Genomic DNA, 21,088 nt, shown 5'->3' with positions numbered 1-21,088 from the left:
TTCTTAATATTGAGTTTACCGATCAAAAATAAATACACCGGCTTGCTCTTGGGGACGTATGGTTGCACCATAAGTCATACCGTCAGCGAAACGGTGCAACTGAACTGAGCGAGCCCCAACAAACGCAATATCAAAAAGGATTTACGATTACAGGAGAGTAAGCAGCTATGGTTCATTTTCCAACAGCAGCAACAAGAAGTGTGTTACTTACAGGAAGCTCCGAGCAGGCCAAACGGCAAACGTTAAAAGCCGCATTCAACCAGACATGGGAAGTGTATGAATCTCTTTTCTCATTGATTAACAATCACCAGGCCTTTTACAAGAAAGCTGAACCTCTTCGCCACCCCTTGATTTTCTACTTTGGCCATACGGCTGTCTTCTATATCAATAAGTTGAAACTGGGTAAATACATTGATCGCAGGCTGAATGCTCACTTTGAATCAATGTTTGCCATTGGTGTCGATGAAATGTCCTGGGATGATCTGAACGATGCCCATTACGATTGGCCCAGCGTTGATGATGTCCGCAACTATCGTGATCAAGTGAAGTCCACCGTCAGCCAGTTCATTGACACCATGCCACTGTCGTTACCCATCAAAGAAGACGATCCGGCCTGGGTCATTTTGATGGGCATAGAACACGAACGCATTCACCTTGAAACCACCTCCGTCATCATCCGCCAGCTTCCCCTCTCAGACTTAACACCATCCCCGCAATGGGCTCCCTGCGAAGAAGCCGGAGACGCTCCGGAAAATCAGCTGATTGCCATTTCAGGCCGTAAAATCACCCTGGGTAAGCAGGAAAGTGCAGACACCTATGGCTGGGATAATGAGTACGGTGTGCAGCAATACAAGGTCGATGATTTCAAAACCAGCAAATACCTGGTCTCAAATCAGGAATTTCTGGAATTTGTCAAAGATGGCGGTTATCAGCAGGAAAGATACTGGTCTGAAGAAGGTGTTGCCTGGCTTCAGTATACACAGGCGCAGATGCCGCGTTTCTGGGTTGAACGGGACGGCGCTCTGTTACAGCGTAACCTGTGCAGTGAAATGCCGCTGCCGCTCAATTGGCCAGTTGAAATTAACCAGTTAGAAGCCAAAGCGTTTTGTAACTGGAAAGCAGACAAAGAACAGCTCCCTGTCCGCTTACCGACAGAAGCAGAATGGTCTCTGCTGCGCCAGTGTCTGAATACGGCTTCTCCAGCGTGGCAGGAAGTGCCGGGCAATACTGAACTGGCATACTTTGCTTCGTCATGTCCGGTCGATCGTTTTGAACATAACGGTCTGTGCGACATTATCGGCAATGTCTGGCAATGGACAGAAACAGCGATTGACGGATTTCAGGGATTCAAAGTTCATCCTTTATATGATGACTTCTCCACTCCAACCTTTGATGGCAAGCATAACCTGATGAAAGGCGGTTCCTGGATTTCAACCGGCAATGAAACGATTCCAGAGTCACGCTACGCTTTCCGTCGCCACTTTTATCAGCACGCCGGATTCCGTTATGTCATTTCAAAACAGGATCCGGAAAGCATGACCCATCTGAACATCTACGAAACCAACGAGCTGATTGCCCAGTACCTGGAGTTTCATTACGGCAACCAGTACTTCAATGTCCCGAATTTCTGTGTGAATGGCGTATCTCAATGCATGCAGGAGATTTCCCTGCACCATACCCATCGAGCACTGGATATTGGCTGCTCCGTGGGCCGAGCAAGCTTTGAGCTGGCGAAAATCTTTGATCATGTGGACGGAATCGACTTTTCTGCCCGTTTTATTCAACAGGCCTATTCTCTGCTGGAACAAGGAGAAAAGCGCTACACGATTCCCACAGAAGGAGATTTGGTTGAATTCAAAAGTGTCACCCTCAATGACCTTGGTTACCGGAATCTCAAGCACAAAATTCACTTCAGTCAGGGAGATGCCTGTAACCTCAAGCCTCAGTTCAGCAACTATGATCTGGTCTACGCCTCGAATCTGCTGGACCGTTTAGCGGATCCCAAAGTGTTCCTGACCAGTATTGCCGATCGCATTACTGAGGGGGGCTATCTGGTGATGACCTCACCGTACACCTGGCTTGAGGAATATACGCCCAAAGATAAATGGCTGGGGGGAATCAAAGTCAATGGTGAGAATTTCACAACCTTAGATGGCCTGACCGAAACCCTGATCCCGCACTTTGAACTGATTGCCGTGAAGGAAATTCCGTTTGTGATTCGTGAAACCAAACGCAAGTTCCAGCACACCGTTTCAGAGATGACGATCTGGCGGAAACGCTGAGGTAAAATTGCTTCTGCCCCGGACCGATACATTTCACATGGTCTGGGGTAGAATGCCCGCTTTTAACTGCGGCGAGTCAGACACGTGAAAACCCCTTGCGTTGCTAAATGTAAGAACAATGAAGGCATCTGTAGCGGCTGCCTGAGAACCATGAAAGAAATCAGTGAATGGCGACTGATGAATGATGACACGCATACTCAGACCATTGATCAAATTCAGGGAACGGAAACGACCCATAATTGCGCCTTATGCAGGCAACCGGCTTACTGCGGTATTGAAGCCGGACATCAGGAATGCTGGTGTTTTGAGCTGGCCAAACGTGACACCAGTGGTTTACCGAAAGGCCAATGTATTTGCCGGGCCTGCCTTTCCGGGTTACCGCTTCTGCAGTCGTAAACTGCTACTATTAATAGGGACATCTCCTTCACACTGCGAGTGACGCTCACATGAAAAAGTGGTTACTATTTGCTGTCTTGCTGAGCCTGACCGGGTGTGAACAGCCGCCTAAAGCTGGCTTCACCGCCAAAGATTTGCAGCAAGACTGGGTGCTCACCAAGATAGATGGCAGAGATTTTGCTCTGGCAGAGAGCCGGTCACCGATTGGCCTGACGCTGGACAGCCAGTTCAAAGCAACCGGGTTCAGTGGCTGTAATCAATTTATGGGGCTGGCTGAACTCAAAAATGGGAACCAGTTTCGTATCACGTCTTTCGTTTCAACCAAAATGGCCTGTCTTCAAAATGAAATTGCGACCATAGAAACCGTGATCGTCAGTTCTCTGCAGCAGTGGAATACCACGTCTCTGGAAAGTAATACGCTGACACTGACCACAGAGCAGCATGTGCTGACATTTGTGCCGGAAGAAATGCACATGCCGCCTGCGGGTCAACCTTAAGTGTTATGCCTTGACTTCATGGTAAGCCAGATAGGCTGATGCCTTTTCCGGCTCCATATATTTAGCCAGTGTTTTTTCCGGCACCCGGGTTAAATCAACCACGATGAGCCCGTCGAGCGCGTCATTAAAATCCGGATCCACGTTAAAGCAAACCAGCTTCCCGTTCAGGCCAAGGTACTGACGCAACAGCACAGGAACGCTTTTCCCTGTATCCATCCGGGAAATCACCCGCGACAGCAGCTGTACATCAGCCAGCGCAGTCAGCATATCCGGCTGCCAGAAGACACGTTTATCACTCGTCAGGGGGCAGGTAGGAGCCACCAATTTTGCGCTGTCCTGATCAGAGTGATGCACTGTCATACAAGCTGCCAGTAACTGTCTGGCTTCCTGGCTGTATTCATCACTGATACTGACCGGCCCGAACAAATGTGTATACCGGGGATGGCGGCAAACAAATGCGGAAATCCCTTTCCACAGCAACAACAGTGCACTCAAACTGCGTTGATACTCTTCAGCTACGACTGAGCGTCCCAGTTCAATCGATGCACCATACTGTCGGATAAAGCGCTCGTCATAGCGAAACAGTGTACGGGAATAAAGCCCGCCCAGTCCCCTGGCTGCCATCAGTTCATCCGTCAGGCCTAAACGATAAGCACCGACAACTTTTCTGGCCTGACGGTCCCAGACAAAGAGGTGCAGATAGGTTTGATCAAACGCATCCAGATCTGTCGATTTCCCGGTTCCCTCACCCACAGCGCGAAAATTGATTTCCCGAATACGTCCAAGTTCTTTCAGGACCGATGGAATCCGCTCTGCAGCGGCACAATAGACATCAAACTCGCCGCTGCTGAGCATCCGCTCCGATTCTCTCAGGTTTACAATATCTTGTTCCAGCAAATCAGCGGCAACAGGGGATTCAATCGGTTCAGCATTTGGCATGGTTCTGACAGCAGCCTGGCTTGCAGCAAAGCCCGACTCTCTCCTGCTGGCCTCACTGCCCAGGAGATAAGTGTTGAACTTCAGATAATTCACCAGTTGCTGGTCATCCAGAATATTTTTGACTTCGCTGTAGCGAATACTTTCGCCAATCGCAATCGGGATCTGGGTTGCCCGCTTATTCAGCATTTCCCGGCCCAGCATCAGCGTCCGCAGCATCGGATGAACCTTGCCGGCCATATAGAACTGACGACTATTCCGTCCGCCGATAAAGACAGGCACTGTTGTCGCTTTATGTTTATGTATTAAACGACTGACGGATTTACTCCATACTTTGTCCCGTAATTGTCCGGATTTTCTGTCGTATACAGACACCTCACCGGCCGGAAACATCAGCAGCAATCCACCAGCCGATAAATGCCGGTTGGCTTCACGCAAAGCTCTGGCGTTTGCACGAACGGCACCCTGGCCTTCAAACACATCCACACCGATAAACAGTGCATCAAGCTCCGGGACATTTTTCAGATAATGATTGGCAAGGATTTTTACATCCGGACGGATCTGTCGCAGAATCTGTGCCAGAATCACGCCTTCTGCACAGCCTAAAGGATGGTTCGCGACAACGACCGTTGCCCCCTGTCCGGGAATATGCTGACATCCACCCTTCACAACCTGGTAATCGATGCCAAGCACATCCAGGGTATACCGCAGGAAAGCTTCTGTATCTTGTCCCGCCGGGCGCTCTGCATAAAAGCGACTCAATCTGTGCAAACCAGTTGCCCATTCAGTCAGTTTTTCACCAACCCCAAACGGGGTTTTCCGTGGCAAACGAAAAGGACTTACGGTTTCCATACTATCTCCATCCGAAGTAGGTATTCGGGACAAGTATGAGAATGATTTGTGACTCAACCGTGTCAGTTGTGCGGCAGTATGATGAGAGAAATACGTCAGTTTCATGAAGTCAGACGAAATGTCTGCTCTGTCAGCGTATTCTGTCTGACATTCTTAACATTAAGCCAAAAATGTACCTGTGGTCAGGCTATCTTTGACATCATCAGAGAAGAAATGTTCACTAAGGAAGGAGGGCTTCGAATAGAAGAGGATGAGTTACCATGAAAAAAATCATGCTGATCCTGGTCCTTAATTTTGTGCCACTGCTGTTTATGCTACTGGCCCTGACCTGGCTTCCCGAGCATTGTGAAAATACAATGGCTGGTCTGATCAACTGGCTGAATCACAAACCCGAGGCCACACTCCATTCGATCTGTACGACTTCCGCTTCAGAGCTATTCAGTTCGCAACCCCTGCCAACAAATTGACACTTTCTGGACTATTCTCTCAATAGAGATCACAAAAATGTTCCAGAACGCGGCGTTGACCCGCGTCTAAAAAGTCATCTCAACACCCGGCTTCAATAAAGGACGTGGCATTTGGATACTTTGCTTGGCAAGATTGGATATTTGTCGGCCGCAGCGGGCTTTCTGTTCGTATTCCTGCTATTGCTGACCACAAAAGCAAGCAGTTTGCCCAAACGGTTACTGCAAATGACCTGCCTCTTGGGCACAGTCTGGGCATCAGCGTCATTTATTCAAATTCAGTATCAGCTGTCCATTCTGTCCGTTCTCTTCACAGAAAGCCTGCTGAGCCTGGGCTGGTGTCTGCTCATCACCAGCAGTTTGTCGGATTCTCATCATTTCACCCGCATATTTTCGGAAAAAGCGCAGGCCATTTTGTGTCTTGTGATTCTGGTGGCTGCCTTGACCGAGGCCGTCCGCTTCTTCTGGCCGGTCCTTGAGCAACGAATTTTTCTGTTCCTGCATCTTTGTCAGTCCATTATTGGTCTGTGGTTTGTCGAACTGCGCTACCGACGCACAGCCAGAGAAGAGCATCGGGCCATCAAACCGCTCTGTCTGGGGCTGGGGATGTATTTTGCGTATCACTTTGCCCTCTACGCCGATGCATTTCTGACCAATATTCTCACCCAAGGTTTTTGGCTGAGTCGCGGCTGGGTCACGTTGATTTCCCTGCCTCTGATCTTACTGACAGCCCGGCGCGCAGAACACTGGCAAAGCCGGGTATATGTTTCGCGCGACATCATTTATCACAGCAGTTTGTTACTGGTCGCGGCAAGCTACCTGCTGGTGATGTCGCTGGCCGGTTTTTATATCAAGTCGATGGGAGAAACATGGAGTGATACTGTCCAGATTCTCTTTTTTGCCCTCAGTGGTCTGGTGCTGGCAAGTCTGTTTCTGTCTGACACCTTTCGCAAAAACATCATGGTGTTTATTACCAAACACTTCTTCGCGAATAAATATGAGTACCGTGAGGAGTGGATGCGGTTTGCCACTGCCCTTGAAAACACTGAAGGTACACAGTACGACACAGCTCTGCAGGCGATGATGCATCCCTTTGGCTGTGACCAGGGTGTGCTCGCCACACTGCAGGGCCCCAGACTGAAAGTCCGTGCCTGTCAGTCAATAGACAGCCAGCACCCGGATATCGCGCTTTTGCTTGCCACAGTTGCCTTACCTGCGATTGAACATCAATGGATACTCGATATTGAACAGGCCAGACAGGGAAAAGAACCTGCACCATTTCCAGTCGATGCGGCGGCTTTAGCCCGGGTGTCTGAAATGGCTTACCTCATCCCGTTGACCAGCAGCAACGGGACCCGCGGGGTGTGCCTGCTCTCCAGACCCACATCAACCGAGAAGGTCAACTGGGAAGACAGAGATTTAATGAACGCCATCAGCCGTCAGCTCTCGGTTTACCTCAATGTTTTTGAAACAAACCGGAAACTCGCTGAAAGCCAGCAATTTGATACTTTCAACCGCATGTCTGCTTTTCTGGTTCATGATCTGAAAAATGTGCTGGCGCAACTGCAACTCCTGACCAAAAATGCCGCTCGGCATAAACATAATCCGGAGTTCATCGATGATGCCTTTGAGACCGTTGACTCCGCAGCCATCAGGCTGACAAAAGTGTTAACGCAACTGAACAACAAGCGGGTCGAGACTCAGTCGGCAGAGACCCAATCTGTGGAATTCATTGATATCCATGCACTCATCCGGCAGGTCTGCGACAGCCGCTCAGTGAAGGCGCCTTCTCCGCTGATCATTGAGCTGACCAGTGAACCCATTCAGCTCAGGGCAGACAAAGAACGATTCACCAACATCCTGTCTCATCTGGTGCAGAATGCACAGGAGGCAACAGATGAGTCCGGGTATGTCTATCTCTCAACGGCCCAAAGCGGGCATGACTACCTCATTACGATCGCGGATAACGGTGTCGGCATGAGCCGTGATTTCGTTGAGAACCGGCTCTTCAAACCCTTTGACACCACAAAAGGCAATGCCGGCATGGGGATTGGGGCCTATGACGCAAAAAACCTGATTGAGCAGCTGGGTGGCTATATTGATGTTGAATCTGAACCCGATAAAGGCACAACGATATCGATTCATCTGCCATTCAACGCCGCATCCCGCTCCGCCAGCAACCATGAAATTTGCAAGTAAGGAAGAGAATATGGATACGTTACTTGTCATAGAAGATGATCCAGGCATTCAAAAGCAACTGAAGTGGTGCTTCCCGCAGTATGACGTGGTGATGGCACATGATCGCCGCTCAGCCATCACTGCCCTGCGCCGCCATGAGCCCAAAGTGGTGACCCTCGACCTTGGCTTACCGCCGGATGAAGCCAATGCTTCAGAAGGTCTGGCCGTTTTACAGGAAATACTGGCACTTTCACCTTTTACCAAAGTCATTGTCATCACCGGCAACGATGACAAAGTTAATGCTTTAAAAGCAATTGAACTGGGCGCCCACGACTTTTATCAAAAGCCAATTGATGACGACATCCTGGCCGTGATCATCGATCGTGCCTTTATCGTCGCCAACATTGAAATAGAAAATACGCATCTACGCCAGTCGTCACTGGAAGCGAACGGATTCATCGGTAACAGCCCGCAAGTTCAGCAGGTCTGCCGCATGATTGATCGCATCGCGCCAACCGAGATTACAACCCTTATTCTGGGTGAAAGCGGTACCGGGAAGGAAGTCATCGCCCGGGCGATTCACGCCAAAGGCCCCAGAGCGGAAAAGCCCTTTATCGCAATCAACTGTGCATCCATTCCCGAGCACCTGCTGGAAAGTGAGCTTTTTGGGTTCGAAAAAGGCGCTTTTACCGGAGCTCATAAAACGACGGCAGGTAAAATCGAATGCGCCGACGGCGGTACCCTGTTTCTGGATGAGATTGGGGATATGCCTTATCCCCTTCAGGCAAAGATTCTCCGTTTTCTGCAAGAAAAGGTGATTGAACGTGTCGGCGGACGCCAGGAAATTCCGGTCGATGTCAAAATCATCTGTGCAACACATCAGAATCTTGAACAGATGATGCTGGAAAAAACCTTCCGGGAAGACCTTTTCTATCGCATCAGCGAAATTACGATTCAGAATCCGCCCCTGCGCGAGCGCGAACAGGATATCCTCTTACTTGCCCGGTATTTCCTGCAACAAGCCACTCAACCGAACGGCCAGCGCAAAATCAATGGCTTCACCGACGATGCCATACGCGCTATGCTGCGCCACCCATGGCCCGGTAATATCCGGGAGCTGCAAAATAAGGTGAAGTCGGCTGTGATCATGTCAGACAACAAACTGATCAGTGCCCTCGATCTGGCTCTTCAACCCGATGAAGAGGAATCAGCGCCCATCGCTCTGAATCTCCGTCAGGTTCGTGAAACTGCCGAAAAGCAGGCCATCACCAAAGCCCTGTCACTGAGTAACGGGAATATGTCCAATACCGCCAATATATTAGGGATTACCCGTCCGACCCTTTATTCACTGATGGACAAATACATGGTGAAAAATGATTAATTGCCGCTTCTCCATCAAGGACTGGTACAGCTCCACTCATCCCCAACAAATAGTGCCTGCCGACGAATTGTTCGGGGCAGGCTGCTTTTTTCCAATGTTTCAATAAAAAAGCCAGTGAATCTTCACTGGCTCGATGCTTTTCGTGAAACGGGTTACTCGGATAATTTCATCAATTGTTTCACCCAGTATTTTTCCCGTAAACCGGGCGGATAGTCTTCATTGAGAATCATTTCATCATCAATGCCTTCTTCTCCGGTTTGCAGCAACACCTTCCGCTTCATAATCAACAACTGATCCAGTTTTCGAATCGTTGCGATCTTCCGTTCGATCACATTGTTCAGGACTTTTTCAATCTCATTGAGGGCCTGAAATGCATTCGACGAACCGGACGGTTTGAGTGATTCATACTGACTATGATAGTTGTCATATTCTTCCCGGGCTGAGTATTCATATCTGTGCGCTTTGTCTTCGGCCGGATCGCGAGCTGTTTCCCGGGAAGATTCTGCCGGTAACTCAAGATTCATTTCAGCAACAACTTTCTCAGCATTCACCGTATTAATGGCACTGAGTCCTTCCATACAGGCGTACAGAAAAATTCGATCCGCAAGAAGATTAATTTTTCTCGGTACTCCGTGCGTATATCGTGTGATGACCTCAAACACGCCGTCACTCAGGGAGGGCGTACCGCGCCAGCCAACACAGCTGAGGCGGTGTAAAATGTATTCTTTCACCTGATCAGCGTTAAAAGGCTGCAGATTACAGGACGCAATGATTCGCTGTCTTAACTGTTCCATTTCAGGCAAGCGAATAATGCTTTTGAGTTCTTCCTGTCCCAGCAGAAAACTTTGCAGCAGCGGTTTATCGTTATACTGAAAGTTCGATAACATTCTCAGCTCTTCAACTGTATCTGCAGGTAAATTTTGAGCTTCATCCACCAGCAATACCGCCCTGCGCCCTTGCTGGCGCAGCCCGTATAAAAATTGTTCGAGCCGTTTCAGAATATCGGCTTTCGACAACCCTTCCGTGGCAATTCCGAATTTAGACGCCACCAGCTTCACGAGCTCATCTGCAGATAGCCGGGTTGTGGAGATTTGCACCGCCACAATCGACTCATCAATCCCGGATAACAGCCGGTGTACCAGAATCGTTTTACCGGTTCCCACCGGTCCGGAAACCACAATAAATCCTTCCCCCAAAGAGATGCCGTATTGCAGATAGGACAACGCTTTTTCATGATGTGGACTGGAAAAGAAAAAGCGTGGGTCGGGACTTAATTTGAACGGTTTATCCGTAAATCCAAAGTGCGCTTCATACATAGTTAAAACTCCACCCTCACATCAAGAAATAGTCGGGTTTCATCGTAATCTCTCAAAGAATTCGATGATGAACGGTTGTAATATTCTGCCCCGGTTCTGGTCGTCAGCTCCGGTCTGAAAGCATAGGTCGCATCCAGACTAAACCGATGATAATCGTCACTGTCTTTGCCCTGAGAGACATAAGTAAACTCGTAACGTTCATAGCCATAGCCGATATGGCCGGATAATGCCCGGGATAAGCGGTGATTTACGTCCAGCGCAATCCCCCGTGAATAATCGTCTGTCAGATCAGACAAAGACTCGAGGGTCTCCCTGTCAATCTGATACAGCGAAAAGCTGTACCGCGTCCGGCGTAAGCCCAGTTCAGACAACCAGCGCGCTTCTTTTCTCAGATAGAGTTCATCAATACGTCCGCCTTCCACAAAGCGATCGCGCTCGTAGCTGTCCGGCCTTTCTTCATAGGTAAAAATGTTGGTCCAGCGCCGGGAGCGGTTCCGGATTTCCGCAGTGTACGCATCCCCTCGCAAGCGCTTGTCATACTCAAAATAAAACCGTGTTTTGTCATTCGGACTGAGATTCAATGCCCCCGCCCAGAAATCACTGTTCACATCATCTTCTGAAAAGTTATAGCTCACATCGAAGTATGAATAACGATCCCAGAAGTAACGGGTCCCGATTCCCCAGTTGAAGATTTCATTCTCGGAAGAGTCCGTCACACCATCATAGTTTTCGTAATTCAGACGTATAAAGGGCGCGAAACCACCGATTGTCTGTAATCCAAATATTTCACTGATCCGGGTGAACTGCGTCGATACACCGTCATCTTTGCCTTCCCGGTCATCATAATTCAGGCTGAACAGCCAAAAGACATCTTTCACTGACCGGCCATTGGCGTAGGTTACATTTCCCCCCCATCCGGTGTAATTTCCGATGTCATCTTCGTTCGTGATCACCCGGGTATAGATTCGGGAACGTAAGTCCATGGTGCTGAGAGGATTTGTTTGATAGCTCAGCCCCAGCTCAGCCTGATTACTCTGAATGGTATCGCCACTAATCACATCCGCATTCGCATCCGTAGCGATATCGGTGGCAATGTTCTCAATCGAAGCACTGGCGTCGATCTGAAACCCGCTCCGGCCTAATCCCTTAAAGGCGTTAAAGTCCAGATTCTGATAAAACTCATCATTTCCGTCGGCATTCGTGTAAAAGAGATAGTTCAGCGCATAATCCAGACCAACATATCCCCGGCTCCCTTGCACTGTGGCTTCTATACCAGCCTCCAGCGTGGTGATCAGACTGCTCTTTTTATCGGTATCTGTTCTGTTTACATTGTCCGTAAAGGTAAATTCAGTGCCCACATATGGCGTTAACTTCACATCCGCCGCCTGGCTGGGGTGCCCTATCAGAGAAAGACTTCCCAGCAGATAAACACTAGGATTGATCCTCTGTCGAGCCATAGTCATATCCATGTCTGTATTGACCAAATACACTGCGTACGGCTTTGTTCATCACAAATCCGATTGCCATATCCTTATTGAGTTGTGACACTGCGACGTCGACGTCATCAAGACGCGTCTTGTCCTGCTCCACGACAAACACGGCCTGTCCCAGCAATTTCGACAAAGTAATCGTTTCAACCACGCCCAGGACCGGCGGACAGTCAAAGATCACCATCCGATCCGGATACCGGTGCGCCAGCTCGTTCATCACGCGCTCCATTTTGTTACTGGCGAGCAGTTCATTGCTCAGGTGATGCGGCTGACCGGCCGGGATGATACGCAGATTCGGAATTGAGGTCGGATAGATAATCTCCGACAGATGATTCACTTTCCCCTGAAGGTAATCAATGAGTCCGACGCGATAATCAATCCCCAGCATGTCGCTGACCCCGGGCTTCAGGACATCAGTATCCACCAGTAAGACTGTTTTATCTTTTTCTGAAGCCATGCTGAGTGCCAGATTCACCGAGGTGAAGGTTTTACCCTCCTGATATCCGGCACTGGTCACCATAACCAGATTTGACCGCTGATGGTACTGCGCCCCGCTGCTGAAGGCATTGTGAAAGAGTTTTTGTTTAATCGCCCTGAATTCATTGGTGATTGTCGCGTTCGCCTGCTCATCCGTATGAGACACCATCCCCATCTGCATCAGACGATCCAAATTAATCTCGATCGTCGCAGGCGGAAGCCATACCGAAGGGAAACCATCGGCGACAATCGGCTGATCACCCGGATGCGGCACAGGATCCGTGTGCACCAAATCGGGGCTGCCGTCTCGTTCAGGATTTTGAGGCTCTTTCTGTTTGTTGTCCTGCGCAGTTTTCTGCTGCATTGCTTTTTGAATAATACTCATAACCACCCCATCTCCTGCATAATTCGCGCATGAATTGAGGCATCAAGGTTCAGCGCCATGAAACCCAAAAAACACACCACTAATGCGGTACTCATCCAGACAAACCGCCAATGCTCCCTGCGTACTGCAGCCATGATGCCAGATTGCCGGGTTGGAGAGACGCCACCAAGAACCGGTAAACCTGTCATCTGATACAGCTGTCTTGCAGAGGTTGTTGTCGGATAAAGCTGACTGACAAAGAAAGCCAGTCCGAGCCCTGCTCCGACCCCGAAGACCAAGACGATAGCCAGCAGCAGCGGACGAAACGGTCCGGATGGTTTGATCGGCGCACGCGGCGGATCAACGACCCGGAACGTAATATCATCAGAAGCTGCGCCCACTTTTTGGGAAATCAGGGCAGACTCCCGACGGGACAACAGCTCTTCATACTTGCTCTTGGTAATGTCATAACTCCGGGTCAGCCCTGTCAGCTGCGCTTCAACTTCAGGCATCTTCACTAATTTTTCCCGGAGGTCAGCCGCTTTTTCCAACTGGGCTTTTTCACGCACCTGTAAAGACGCGACCTCGTTTTCAAGCTGACTGATCAGAAGCTTCAGATTCTGAAACAGTTCGGTATTTCTGAACTCACTGTTTCTGTCTCCCCCAGAAACTGACAGCAATTCTTGTTTCTGCTGTTCCAGTTCACTGATTTGACGCTTGGTTTCTTTCACATCCGGATGCTTGTCGGTAAAGCGGAACAACAGCTCATCCAGACGGGTCCGGAGCGATTCCAGCCTGTCGTCATACGCCGTCGGTTGCTCTCTCTGATTTCTGGCAGCTGTGTCCATCTCCTCATTCAGCTTATTTTTGGCCGTCTCCAGCTGGGTCCGGCGTTCCTGCAACTGAAGATGCGTGCCTTCGATCTCACTGTTCAGCCCATCAAGCTGACGCTGGAACCCTTGTTCGGAACTCGGCAGATAACCGGCATGCTTGCGCTTAAAATCTGCCAACTTACTTTCCGCTTCAGCGAGCCGCTTTTCGTAATCAGAGAGCTGACGGTTGATGAACTCATTCGCTTTATCCGTATCCTGACGGTTTTTCCCCAAAGTATTCTCAACAAAAACATCCAGGGCAGACTGCACGACATTTTTCACAAACACCGGGTCTGTTCCGCTGTAACTGATGGTGAAAAGGTTTTCCCGGCCAGCAGACTTGATCACAATGTGGTCTTTCAGCTCTTTGAGGATATCCTCATACTCTTCATTATTTGTCGCTTTCAGATCAGCATCGGTATACCGGGCAATCGTCTCCAGGTTTTTGCGGCTGAGCAGTGTTTTGACCATCAGGCTCAGTTCCTGATTGGAGTCATTCGGAATAGCCAGACCTTTTAACAGCGGCTGAAGAATCGAGCGGGTATCGGCATACACTCTCGCCTCAACCGTGTACTGATTGGGCCACAGAGTCACAACGGCCCAACCCAGCGGACAGAGGATCCAACTGGCTATAATGATCCAGCGCCGCCGTACCCAAACCCCATGCAAGTATTCAATCAGGTTCTGGAATTGTTCCTGCATAAAACCTCCAATTAGAACCAGGCTTCAGGGATGATGATGATATCGCCGGGCAAAATGTCGACATTTCTGGTGATATCACCACTTCTCAGCAGATCACCTAACTGCAAGGCATAGGCTTTCTGCTGACCGCCAACGACACGGATCAGCCGTGCATCATTGCCATCGGCAAAATCTGTCAGACCACCGGCAGCCACCATCACATCCAGCAATGTCATATTTTCACGGTAATTGATTGCCATCGGTTGTTGTGCTTCGCCAATCACCCTGACCTGCTCGCTGTAAGGTCCGACAAAGCCATTCACGATGACGCTGACAATCGGATCCCGGACATACTCTGCCAGACGTGCTTCTAAACTGTTGGCCAGTTCAGTCGGCGTGCGGCCGGATGCCGGGACATCCTCCACCAGAGATGTCGTCAGCATGCCGTCCGGACGGACAACGTAAGTCCCAGAAATTTCAGGATTGCCCCAGACAAAGATATTCAGGGTATCGCCGGGACCAATCAGGTATTTGTATTGATTAATATTTTTTGTCAGAGAGGGTTGCGGGGTTGCCGTAGGTAAAGGTGGCAACGAGTTCGACGAACAACCAGCCAGAAGCACCATCAGTGTTGCAGCTGTCAAACTTGTAATCTTCGATAGGTGACCGCTTCTTGTCATAACAGCATCCATCCTGCATTTAAGTCCGTGTCTTACATGCCTTTTTCTAAGGCTTGATGGGTTCAGTGAAGTTGCAATGACTGCCGGCGAATGCCTCATTGAACTAATTTAACTATATATGATTTTTTTATTTTGCAGATTTTTTATGCTTGCCGATACTCATTACATAAGAGGCGATTAATTAATAAATTACACCTCGGATGTGGTGAATATGACAAAAGCAAAATTTCATGATTTAAATTTAAGTAACGCTGTACTCATTTTTTCAGACATATTAGTGCTTTCCGGCATATTCTGGTGTGTTCAGCTGATTGCAAACCACCCCGAGTCATCGGGGTCTTTGTATGTCTGGAATGTCATTAATGTTGTTCATCTCATTTATTTTACACTTCCCTTACAGCTGACTCTGTTATCAGTTGGCCTTTATAATGAAAAAATCAGAGAATCTTACAGTGGCATTGCCGCCAGAATATTAGTCGCCATAAGTTTGGCGTATATGCTCTCGACGAGTCTGTACCTGATCACACCCCTGTCCTTTCCTGAAGGGTTCAGCAGAGAATGGATGTACAGTACGGCACTCGTTGCGCTGGTCATCGTGCGCTATATCGCCATCCGTTCCCGTTATCAAATGCTGGGCAGACTAAAAGTCCTGATTTTAGGGGCCGGTGAGCGTGCCAGTCTGATCAATCGCTGTATGCGACGCCAGTCCGACCGCGTTCGGATTGATATTGTCGGCTATATCCCGATGTCGGGTGATAATCTGGAAACATCCGGTGTTTCTCCGATCATCCCGCTGAATGAACCGCTGGAAGATGTCGTCCGGCAACATCACATCAAAGAAATTGTTATTGCTGCCGATGAACGCCGGGGAAATCTCCCCATAGAAAGCCTGTCCCGGTGCAAAATGCAGGGGATTCAAATCATTGAGATCATCGATTTCATCGAGAGAGAGTCCGGACAGGTTGCCGTCGACCACATTCATCCGTCCTGGGTTATCTTCAACGCGCTGTCTGCACGCAATCGCACCCGGCAACAATTTTACTGGCTGTTTAACTGCTGTATCGCTTTATTGATTCTGCTGGCAACCTGGCCCTTGATAATCGCGGTCATCCTGATGATCAAATGGGAAGACGGCCTTAACGCGCCTGTTCTGTATTCGCAGGAACGTACCGGTCTGAAAGGCGAGCCGTTCTCCATCTATAAATTCAGAAGCATGCATCTGGATGCGGAAAAGGCAGGAGCACAAATGGCCAGCCGCGATGATCCCCGTATCACACGGGTAGGACAGTTCATCCGAAAATACAGACTCGATGAACTGCCACAACTTATCAATGTTCTGAAAGGCGATATGAACTTTGTTGGCCCCCGTCCTGAAAGGCCAGTATTTACCAATCAGTTCGAACAGTCTATTCCTTACTACAACCATCGCTTATATGTGAAACCCGGCCTGACCGGATGGGCCCAATTAAAATACCCTTATGGGGAAGGCATTGAAGATGCCATTGAAAAACTGAAGTTTGATCTTTATTACATTAAGCACAGAAGTCTGATGTTAGATATATTAATTTTGATCAGAACTTCTGAAATCGTTCTGTTTGGCAAGGGGCGTTAGTATGAGTTTTTTAAACGCGCCAAAATTTTCTTCAAAATTAAATGCCATGACGGTCGATGTTGAAGATTATTTCCATGTCTCCGCATTTTCGTCTGTTATTCGTCGCCAAGACTGGGGGACAACTTACCCCTTACGCGTTGATTACAGCACAAGAGAAGTCCTGGATATTTTTGCGCAGCATCATGTCAAAGCCACTTTTTTCGTCTTAGGCTGGGTCGCAGATGCCTGCCCTTCCCTGATCAGAGCCATTACAGAACAAGGCCATGAGCTTGCCTGCCATGGGTACGCGCACATCAAAGCCAATCAGCAAACCCGAGATGCCTTTTATCAGGATGTCAGCAGGAGCAAACATCTGCTCGAAGACATTTCTGGTAAAGAAGTCCATGGTTATCGTGCACCCAGTTTCTCGATCGATCCGAGTAACCTTTGGGCATTCGATATTCTTCAGTCACTGGGGTTTACCTTCAGCAGCAGCACTTACCCGGTCAGGCACGATCATTATGGCTGTCCGGACTGGCCGCGCTTTATCCACCAGCGGGCAGAAAGATTAATGGAAATACCGATCCCGACCTATCAGACCCTGGGAACGAATATTCCTATCGGTGGCGGCGGCTATTTTCGTTTTTATCCTTACGCATTCAGTAAACGGTTCATCCGCAGCTTCACCGAACGATACGACCAGCCCTTCTGTTTTTATTTTCATCCGTGGGAGATTGATGCCGGGCAACCCCGAATTTCGCAGGCGCCTTTGAAATCCCGTTTCCGGCATTACCTGAACCTTGAACATATGGCAGCACGGCTCCACAGTCTGCTGGAAGACTTCCGGTGGAGCACGATTAGCCAGGCCTATCAATTGAATGAGTATGACTATGAATCAGGACCTGACGATTCGCAAACTAACCCGGAAAGATTACACAGCCTGGGATCAGTACGTTAATACACATCAGCAAGGCAGTTTTTTTCATCTGTCCGGCTGGCTGGATGTCATCAATGACGTCTTTGGACATCAGCCCCACTACCTGATGGCTCAGCGGGAAGGTCAGGTGGTGGGCGTTTTGCCTATGTTTGAACAAAAAAGTGTTCTGTTTGGACATGCACTAGTTTCGACGCCTTTCTGTGTCTATGGCGGTGTGATTGCTGATCAGGACACGATCCGGCATCAGCTGGAAGCCGCTGCTCTGGAATTAGGCTGCAAGCTTCAGGTGGATTACATCGAACTGCGTGACCGTCAGGAACAAGATTGCCAGGCCCCCTGGATCAGGCACTGCCATCATGCCACGTTCAAAAACAAACTGGCGGATTCAGAAGATGACATTCTCTCCGGCATCAAACGCAAGCAACGCGCTGTCATTCGTCATGCCCAGAAAAATAACCTGAGCTGGGAAACGGAAGACAATCCTGACCTTTGTTTTGAACTCTATGCTGAGAGTGTGAGAAATCTGGGTACCCCGGTATTTCACCCCAGCCTGTTTCAGAAACTGAAACAGACTTTTGGCAAAAGCTGCGAAACTCTGGTGGTACGGGATACAAATGGGAAACCAGTCTCCGGCGTGCTCAGTTTTTACTATAAGAATCAGGTACTGCCTTATTACGGCGGCGGAACACAAGCAGCCCGGGACCTGAAAAGTAACGATTTTATGTACTACCAGTTAATGGTTCAGGCCAGGCAACGCGGCGCTGAACTGTTCGACTTTGGCCGCAGTAAAATTGATTCTGGCGCCTATCACTACAAAAAACACTGGGGTATGGAAGAGCAACCGCTGCATTACCGCATCGCACTGGTGAAGGCCAAAAGGCCGCCGAACCTCTCGCCCAATAACCCCAAATATCGCTATTTCATTCGAGCTTGGCAGAACCTGCCTTTAGGTCTGAGCAAACACATCGGGCCGATGTTATCCAAATACCTGGGCTGATCGGAGCAAGCACATGAAACCTTTCATCCTGTATCTGTGTCACCGAATCCCGTATCCGCCCAATAAAGGGGATAAAATTGCCAGCTATCATCTGCTGAAATACCTCAATCAGCACTATGAGGTCTGTCTGGGATGCTTTGTGGATGACCCTTACGATCTGCAATACCAGGATAAAGTCAAAGCGCTGTGCCACGAGGCTTTCTTTGTCCGCTTGCATCCCGCTGTTGCCCGCATCAAAGCCCTGACTGCCCTGCTGGGCCGTCATCCCATGACGCTGCCTTATTATCACCATCCGGCCATGTCAGCCTGGGTGAAATCCTGCCTGAAACGCAAGCAAATTGACAAAGCCATGGTGTTTTCCAGCAGTATGGCGCAATACCTGATGGATGCCCCATCTGCCTTGCATAAAGTGATGCACTTCGTCGACCTCGATTCTGAAAAATGGCGCCAGTACGCCGAGAAAAAAACCGGGCTGGCGAGTTATGTCTTTCAGCGGGAATACCGGACGCTGGCACGCTTTGAACAGCAAGTCTGCGACAAGTTTGATTTCAGTTGCTTTGTCACCGAAACAGAGAAAAATGCGTTCACGGCTCTGGTCCCACCGGCCTGTCACCCGAAGATCAAAACACTTGAAAATGGTATCGACAGCCAGTATTTCTCACCGGACGCAGATTTCTCTCGCCATACAATGCACCCGCTGTCCCATGACAACTACATTGTTTTTACCGGTGCGATGGACTACTGGGCCAATGTGGATGCCGTCAGCTGGTTTGCCCGTCAGGTCTGGCCAACCGTGCTTCAGCACCACCCGGACAGCAAATTCTATATTGTCGGTTCTTCCCCGACCTCACAGGTGAAAGCACTGTCCCGATTACCCGGTATTATCGTGACCGGGCGTGTCGAAGATGTGCGTCCCTACCTCTTTCACGCCAAAGCTGCCGTCGCCCCCATGCAGATTGCCCGGGGAATCCAAAACAAAATTTTAGAAGCCATGGCGATGGAAAAACCGGTCCTCACAACATCATTGGGTCTTGAAGGGCTGGAAGAGTATCCGTGCAATCATCCGCGTCACTATCCGGAACAAGCCCTGTATGTTGCCGATGACGCCAGAGCGATGGCTGACTGGATCTGCCAACGGTTAAAGGAGCCCGTCAAGGCTGCAACTGCATCCAGAAATTGGATCGAAAACCACTTCAGCTGGGACGCCAGGCTAGCGCCACTGCTCACCTATCTGGAAGCTCAGCATGGTTAACCGAATCTGGTTTCGCCTGGCATTACCACTGACAGCATGGCTTTGGCTGTACTGGCCTTCAATCAGCCATATGATGTCGGTCTGGATGAATTCGAAAACTTATGAGCATTGTTTTCTGATTTTACCCATCAGCCTGTGGCTGGTATGGCGGGAAAGAGAAACCATTCGTCGGACCCCGCTGACCGTCAGCTGGATCGCAGCCGTTTCGTTAATCATTCCCAGCATCCTGTGGCTGACAGGTCGCGCCGCAGGTTTCGGGCTTTTTGAGCATGTGGCAACAGTCCTCAGCCTCCAGCTACTGCTTTGGGCTTTATTGGGCACCGTCATTGCCCGCCGGCTCTGGTTTCCGTTACTCTTTCTGTTCTTCGCCATACCTTTCGGCGAAAGTCTGATTCCCCGCCTTCAGATCATCACCGCTGATCTTTCCGTGTGGCTGCTCAATCTCAGCCACATACCGGTTTACCGGGAAGGATTGTACATCACCATTCCCAACGGCCGGTTTTATGTGGCAGAGGCCTGTTCCGGGATACGTTTCCTGATGTCCAGCGTCGCACTGGGTACATTATTTGCGTATCTGCAGTTTACGAAAACCTACAAACGAATCCTGTTTGTGGCCTTCTCTTTCGTCTTCCCGATTCTCGCTAACGGTATTCGCGCCTACGGCATCGTCCTGATTGGCTACTTAAGTGACATGAAATACGCTGCAGGGGCCGATCACCTGATTTATGGCTGGGTTTTCTTCAGCCTGATCATCATGGTGATATTTTTCACGGCCAGTTTGTTTTCAGATGCCGAGCGTCCATCGACACTTCCCATGCCACGAAAAAACCAGATTTCACCCGTGAAAAAATGGGGGGTTATCAGCATCATTACCCTTCTCTTCAGCATCACAGCTATCTGGAATCAGCAACTGACTCAGCATCTGTCGCCCGAAGCGTCGGCAAACACAGACTTCAATCCCAATCAAAAGGTAACGCTGTCGGCATGGGGCATAGAATTTCCTCATGCCCAAATGTATCAACGTCAGGCAACTGCCGGGGGAAGAGCTGAAATTTTTACGGCGCGTTACAACATCTGGCAACAGGATGGCGAGCTGATCAGCAGCCTGAATCAACTCTTCAGCAAAAAAACCTGGTCAGTCAAAACCAGTCAGCCTGTCCACTTAGCCTCAGGCGTCAAAGCCAGAACCATGACGGTGACAAATGCCAGTGGCAGCACTATGCGTGTTCTATATTGGTATTGCGTCAACGATTTTTGCAGCAGCAACCCACTGACCATCAAACTGGTCAAAGCATCCTATCGATTAGCCGGACAGCAAGGATTTTCAAATGTCATCGCTATTGCCAGTTCAGAACTGAATGACACTGAAATCCGGCAAATTGCCGAACAGGACAAGGATGTGCCCGCGGCAGAAACCCAATAACAAAACAGAATTATCAGCAGCA

The 21,088-nt window shown here is 49.4% G+C and carries 17 protein-coding genes; 11 read left to right on the top strand and 6 right to left on the bottom strand.

Going from position 1 to position 21,088, the window contains the following annotated elements:
• The first annotated feature begins 167 nt into the window (after positions 1–167).
• The 3 genes from ovoA (at position 168) to L4174_RS17980 (ending at position 3,175) form a co-directional block, all read left to right on the top strand.
• Entirely contained in the window at positions 168–2,282 is a 2,115-nt protein-coding gene (gene ovoA / locus L4174_RS17990) for a 5-histidylcysteine sulfoxide synthase (RefSeq protein WP_248142535.1), read from the top strand.
• An 84-nt stretch (positions 2,283–2,366) separates the two neighbouring features.
• Complete coding sequence (locus tag L4174_RS17985) at positions 2,367–2,678, top strand: cysteine-rich CWC family protein (RefSeq protein ID WP_248142536.1); 312 nt, start codon at positions 2,367–2,369, stop codon at positions 2,676–2,678.
• Positions 2,679–2,728: 50 nt separating this feature from the next.
• The gene (locus tag L4174_RS17980; protein ID WP_248142537.1) at positions 2,729–3,175 is read left to right on the top strand and encodes an META domain-containing protein; all 447 of its coding nucleotides are present in this window, start codon (positions 2,729–2,731) and stop codon (positions 3,173–3,175) included.
• Between the two features lie 3 nt (positions 3,176–3,178).
• Here L4174_RS17980 and L4174_RS17975 read toward each other — a convergent pair whose 3' ends face one another.
• A complete protein-coding gene (locus L4174_RS17975; RefSeq protein WP_248142538.1) occupies positions 3,179–4,963 on the bottom strand; it encodes a lysophospholipid acyltransferase family protein in 1,785 nt (594 codons plus the stop codon).
• A gap of 260 nt (positions 4,964–5,223) precedes the next feature.
• Between L4174_RS17975 and L4174_RS17970 the strand changes: the two genes are divergently transcribed.
• From L4174_RS17970 to prsR, 3 genes are all read left to right on the top strand, one after another.
• The gene (locus L4174_RS17970) at positions 5,224–5,430 is read left to right on the top strand and encodes a hypothetical protein (RefSeq protein WP_248142539.1); all 207 of its coding nucleotides are present in this window, start codon (positions 5,224–5,226) and stop codon (positions 5,428–5,430) included.
• 111 nt (positions 5,431–5,541) lie between these two features.
• Positions 5,542–7,626 carry an XrtA/PEP-CTERM system histidine kinase PrsK gene (gene prsK / locus L4174_RS17965; protein WP_248142540.1) on the top strand — a complete coding sequence of 695 codons (2,085 nt, stop codon included), beginning with the start codon at positions 5,542–5,544 and terminating at the stop codon, positions 7,624–7,626.
• A 10-nt stretch (positions 7,627–7,636) separates the two neighbouring features.
• Positions 7,637–8,986: a PEP-CTERM-box response regulator transcription factor gene (gene prsR / locus L4174_RS17960; protein WP_248142541.1), complete on the top strand. Its 1,350-nt coding sequence runs from the start codon at positions 7,637–7,639 to the stop codon at positions 8,984–8,986.
• A gap of 152 nt (positions 8,987–9,138) precedes the next feature.
• On the opposite strand, the gene L4174_RS17955 is transcribed toward prsR, so the two are convergent.
• The 5 genes from L4174_RS17955 to L4174_RS17935 are packed head-to-tail and all read right to left on the bottom strand — an operon-like array spanning position 9,139 to position 14,830.
• Positions 9,139–10,302 carry an XrtA/PEP-CTERM system-associated ATPase gene (locus tag L4174_RS17955; RefSeq protein ID WP_248142542.1) on the bottom strand — a complete coding sequence of 388 codons (1,164 nt, stop codon included), beginning with the start codon at positions 10,300–10,302 and terminating at the stop codon, positions 9,139–9,141.
• 2 nt (positions 10,303–10,304) lie between these two features.
• Positions 10,305–11,759 carry an outer membrane beta-barrel protein gene (locus L4174_RS17950; protein WP_248142543.1) on the bottom strand — a complete coding sequence of 485 codons (1,455 nt, stop codon included), beginning with the start codon at positions 11,757–11,759 and terminating at the stop codon, positions 10,305–10,307.
• A complete protein-coding gene (locus tag L4174_RS17945; RefSeq protein ID WP_248142544.1) occupies positions 11,734–12,654 on the bottom strand; it encodes an XrtA-associated tyrosine autokinase in 921 nt (306 codons plus the stop codon). Before L4174_RS17945 ends, L4174_RS17950 begins: the two co-directional genes overlap by 26 nt.
• Entirely contained in the window at positions 12,651–14,207 is a 1,557-nt protein-coding gene (locus L4174_RS17940) for an XrtA system polysaccharide chain length determinant (protein ID WP_248142545.1), read from the bottom strand. Before L4174_RS17940 ends, L4174_RS17945 begins: the two co-directional genes overlap by 4 nt.
• Before the next feature lie 11 nt (positions 14,208–14,218).
• Positions 14,219–14,830, bottom strand: a complete 612-nt coding sequence (locus tag L4174_RS17935) for an XrtA/PEP-CTERM system exopolysaccharide export protein (protein ID WP_248142546.1) — start codon at positions 14,828–14,830, stop codon at positions 14,219–14,221.
• A gap of 247 nt (positions 14,831–15,077) precedes the next feature.
• On the opposite strand from L4174_RS17935, the gene L4174_RS17930 reads away from it, so the two are divergent.
• The 5 genes from L4174_RS17930 to xrtA are packed head-to-tail and all read left to right on the top strand — an operon-like array spanning position 15,078 to position 21,066.
• A complete protein-coding gene (locus tag L4174_RS17930; protein ID WP_248142547.1) occupies positions 15,078–16,478 on the top strand; it encodes a TIGR03013 family XrtA/PEP-CTERM system glycosyltransferase in 1,401 nt (466 codons plus the stop codon).
• A gap of 1 nt (position 16,479) precedes the next feature.
• Positions 16,480–17,415: an XrtA system polysaccharide deacetylase gene (locus L4174_RS17925; RefSeq protein WP_248142548.1), complete on the top strand. Its 936-nt coding sequence runs from the start codon at positions 16,480–16,482 to the stop codon at positions 17,413–17,415.
• The gene (locus tag L4174_RS17920; protein WP_248142549.1) at positions 17,348–18,391 is read left to right on the top strand and encodes a FemAB family XrtA/PEP-CTERM system-associated protein; all 1,044 of its coding nucleotides are present in this window, start codon (positions 17,348–17,350) and stop codon (positions 18,389–18,391) included. The genes L4174_RS17925 and L4174_RS17920 overlap by 68 nt, the downstream gene beginning before the upstream one ends.
• A 13-nt stretch (positions 18,392–18,404) precedes the next feature.
• Positions 18,405–19,643 (top strand): TIGR03087 family PEP-CTERM/XrtA system glycosyltransferase, encoded by a 1,239-nt coding sequence (locus L4174_RS17915; RefSeq protein ID WP_248142550.1) that lies wholly within the window; start codon positions 18,405–18,407, stop codon positions 19,641–19,643.
• Positions 19,636–21,066 (top strand): exosortase A, encoded by a 1,431-nt coding sequence (xrtA, locus tag L4174_RS17910; protein WP_248142551.1) that lies wholly within the window; start codon positions 19,636–19,638, stop codon positions 21,064–21,066. The genes L4174_RS17915 and xrtA overlap by 8 nt, the downstream gene beginning before the upstream one ends.
• Positions 21,067–21,088 lie beyond the last annotated feature (22 nt).

The organism is Photobacterium sp. CCB-ST2H9 (assembly GCF_023151555.2).
GTDB lineage: Bacteria > Pseudomonadota > Gammaproteobacteria > Enterobacterales > Vibrionaceae > Photobacterium.
Note: the sequence above shows the minus strand (reverse complement) of the source record. Positions and strands in the feature narration are given on the sequence as shown.

Bases quoted from the DNA above. Each gene is read 5' to 3' on its own strand.
- L4174_RS17915 (WP_248142550.1), top strand. From the start codon at position 18,405: ATGAAACCTTTCATCCTGTATCTGTGTCACCGAATCCCGTATCCGCCC.
- L4174_RS17955 (WP_248142542.1), bottom strand. From the start codon at position 10,302: ATGTATGAAGCGCACTTTGGATTTACGGATAAACCGTTCAAATTAAGT.
- L4174_RS17950 (WP_248142543.1), bottom strand. From the start codon at position 11,759: ATGGCTCGACAGAGGATCAATCCTAGTGTTTATCTGCTGGGAAGTCTT.
- L4174_RS17975 (WP_248142538.1), bottom strand. From the start codon at position 4,963: ATGGAAACCGTAAGTCCTTTTCGTTTGCCACGGAAAACCCCGTTTGGG.
- prsR (WP_248142541.1), top strand. From the start codon at position 7,637: ATGGATACGTTACTTGTCATAGAAGATGATCCAGGCATTCAAAAGCAA.
- L4174_RS17930 (WP_248142547.1), top strand. From the start codon at position 15,078: ATGACAAAAGCAAAATTTCATGATTTAAATTTAAGTAACGCTGTACTC.
- L4174_RS17970 (WP_248142539.1), top strand. From the start codon at position 5,224: ATGAAAAAAATCATGCTGATCCTGGTCCTTAATTTTGTGCCACTGCTG.
- ovoA (WP_248142535.1), top strand. From the start codon at position 168: ATGGTTCATTTTCCAACAGCAGCAACAAGAAGTGTGTTACTTACAGGA.
- L4174_RS17940 (WP_248142545.1), bottom strand. From the start codon at position 14,207: ATGCAGGAACAATTCCAGAACCTGATTGAATACTTGCATGGGGTTTGG.
- xrtA (WP_248142551.1), top strand. From the start codon at position 19,636: ATGGTTAACCGAATCTGGTTTCGCCTGGCATTACCACTGACAGCATGG.
- L4174_RS17980 (WP_248142537.1), top strand. From the start codon at position 2,729: ATGAAAAAGTGGTTACTATTTGCTGTCTTGCTGAGCCTGACCGGGTGT.
- L4174_RS17945 (WP_248142544.1), bottom strand. From the start codon at position 12,654: ATGAGTATTATTCAAAAAGCAATGCAGCAGAAAACTGCGCAGGACAAC.
- L4174_RS17920 (WP_248142549.1), top strand. From the start codon at position 17,348: ATGAATCAGGACCTGACGATTCGCAAACTAACCCGGAAAGATTACACA.
- L4174_RS17925 (WP_248142548.1), top strand. From the start codon at position 16,480: ATGAGTTTTTTAAACGCGCCAAAATTTTCTTCAAAATTAAATGCCATG.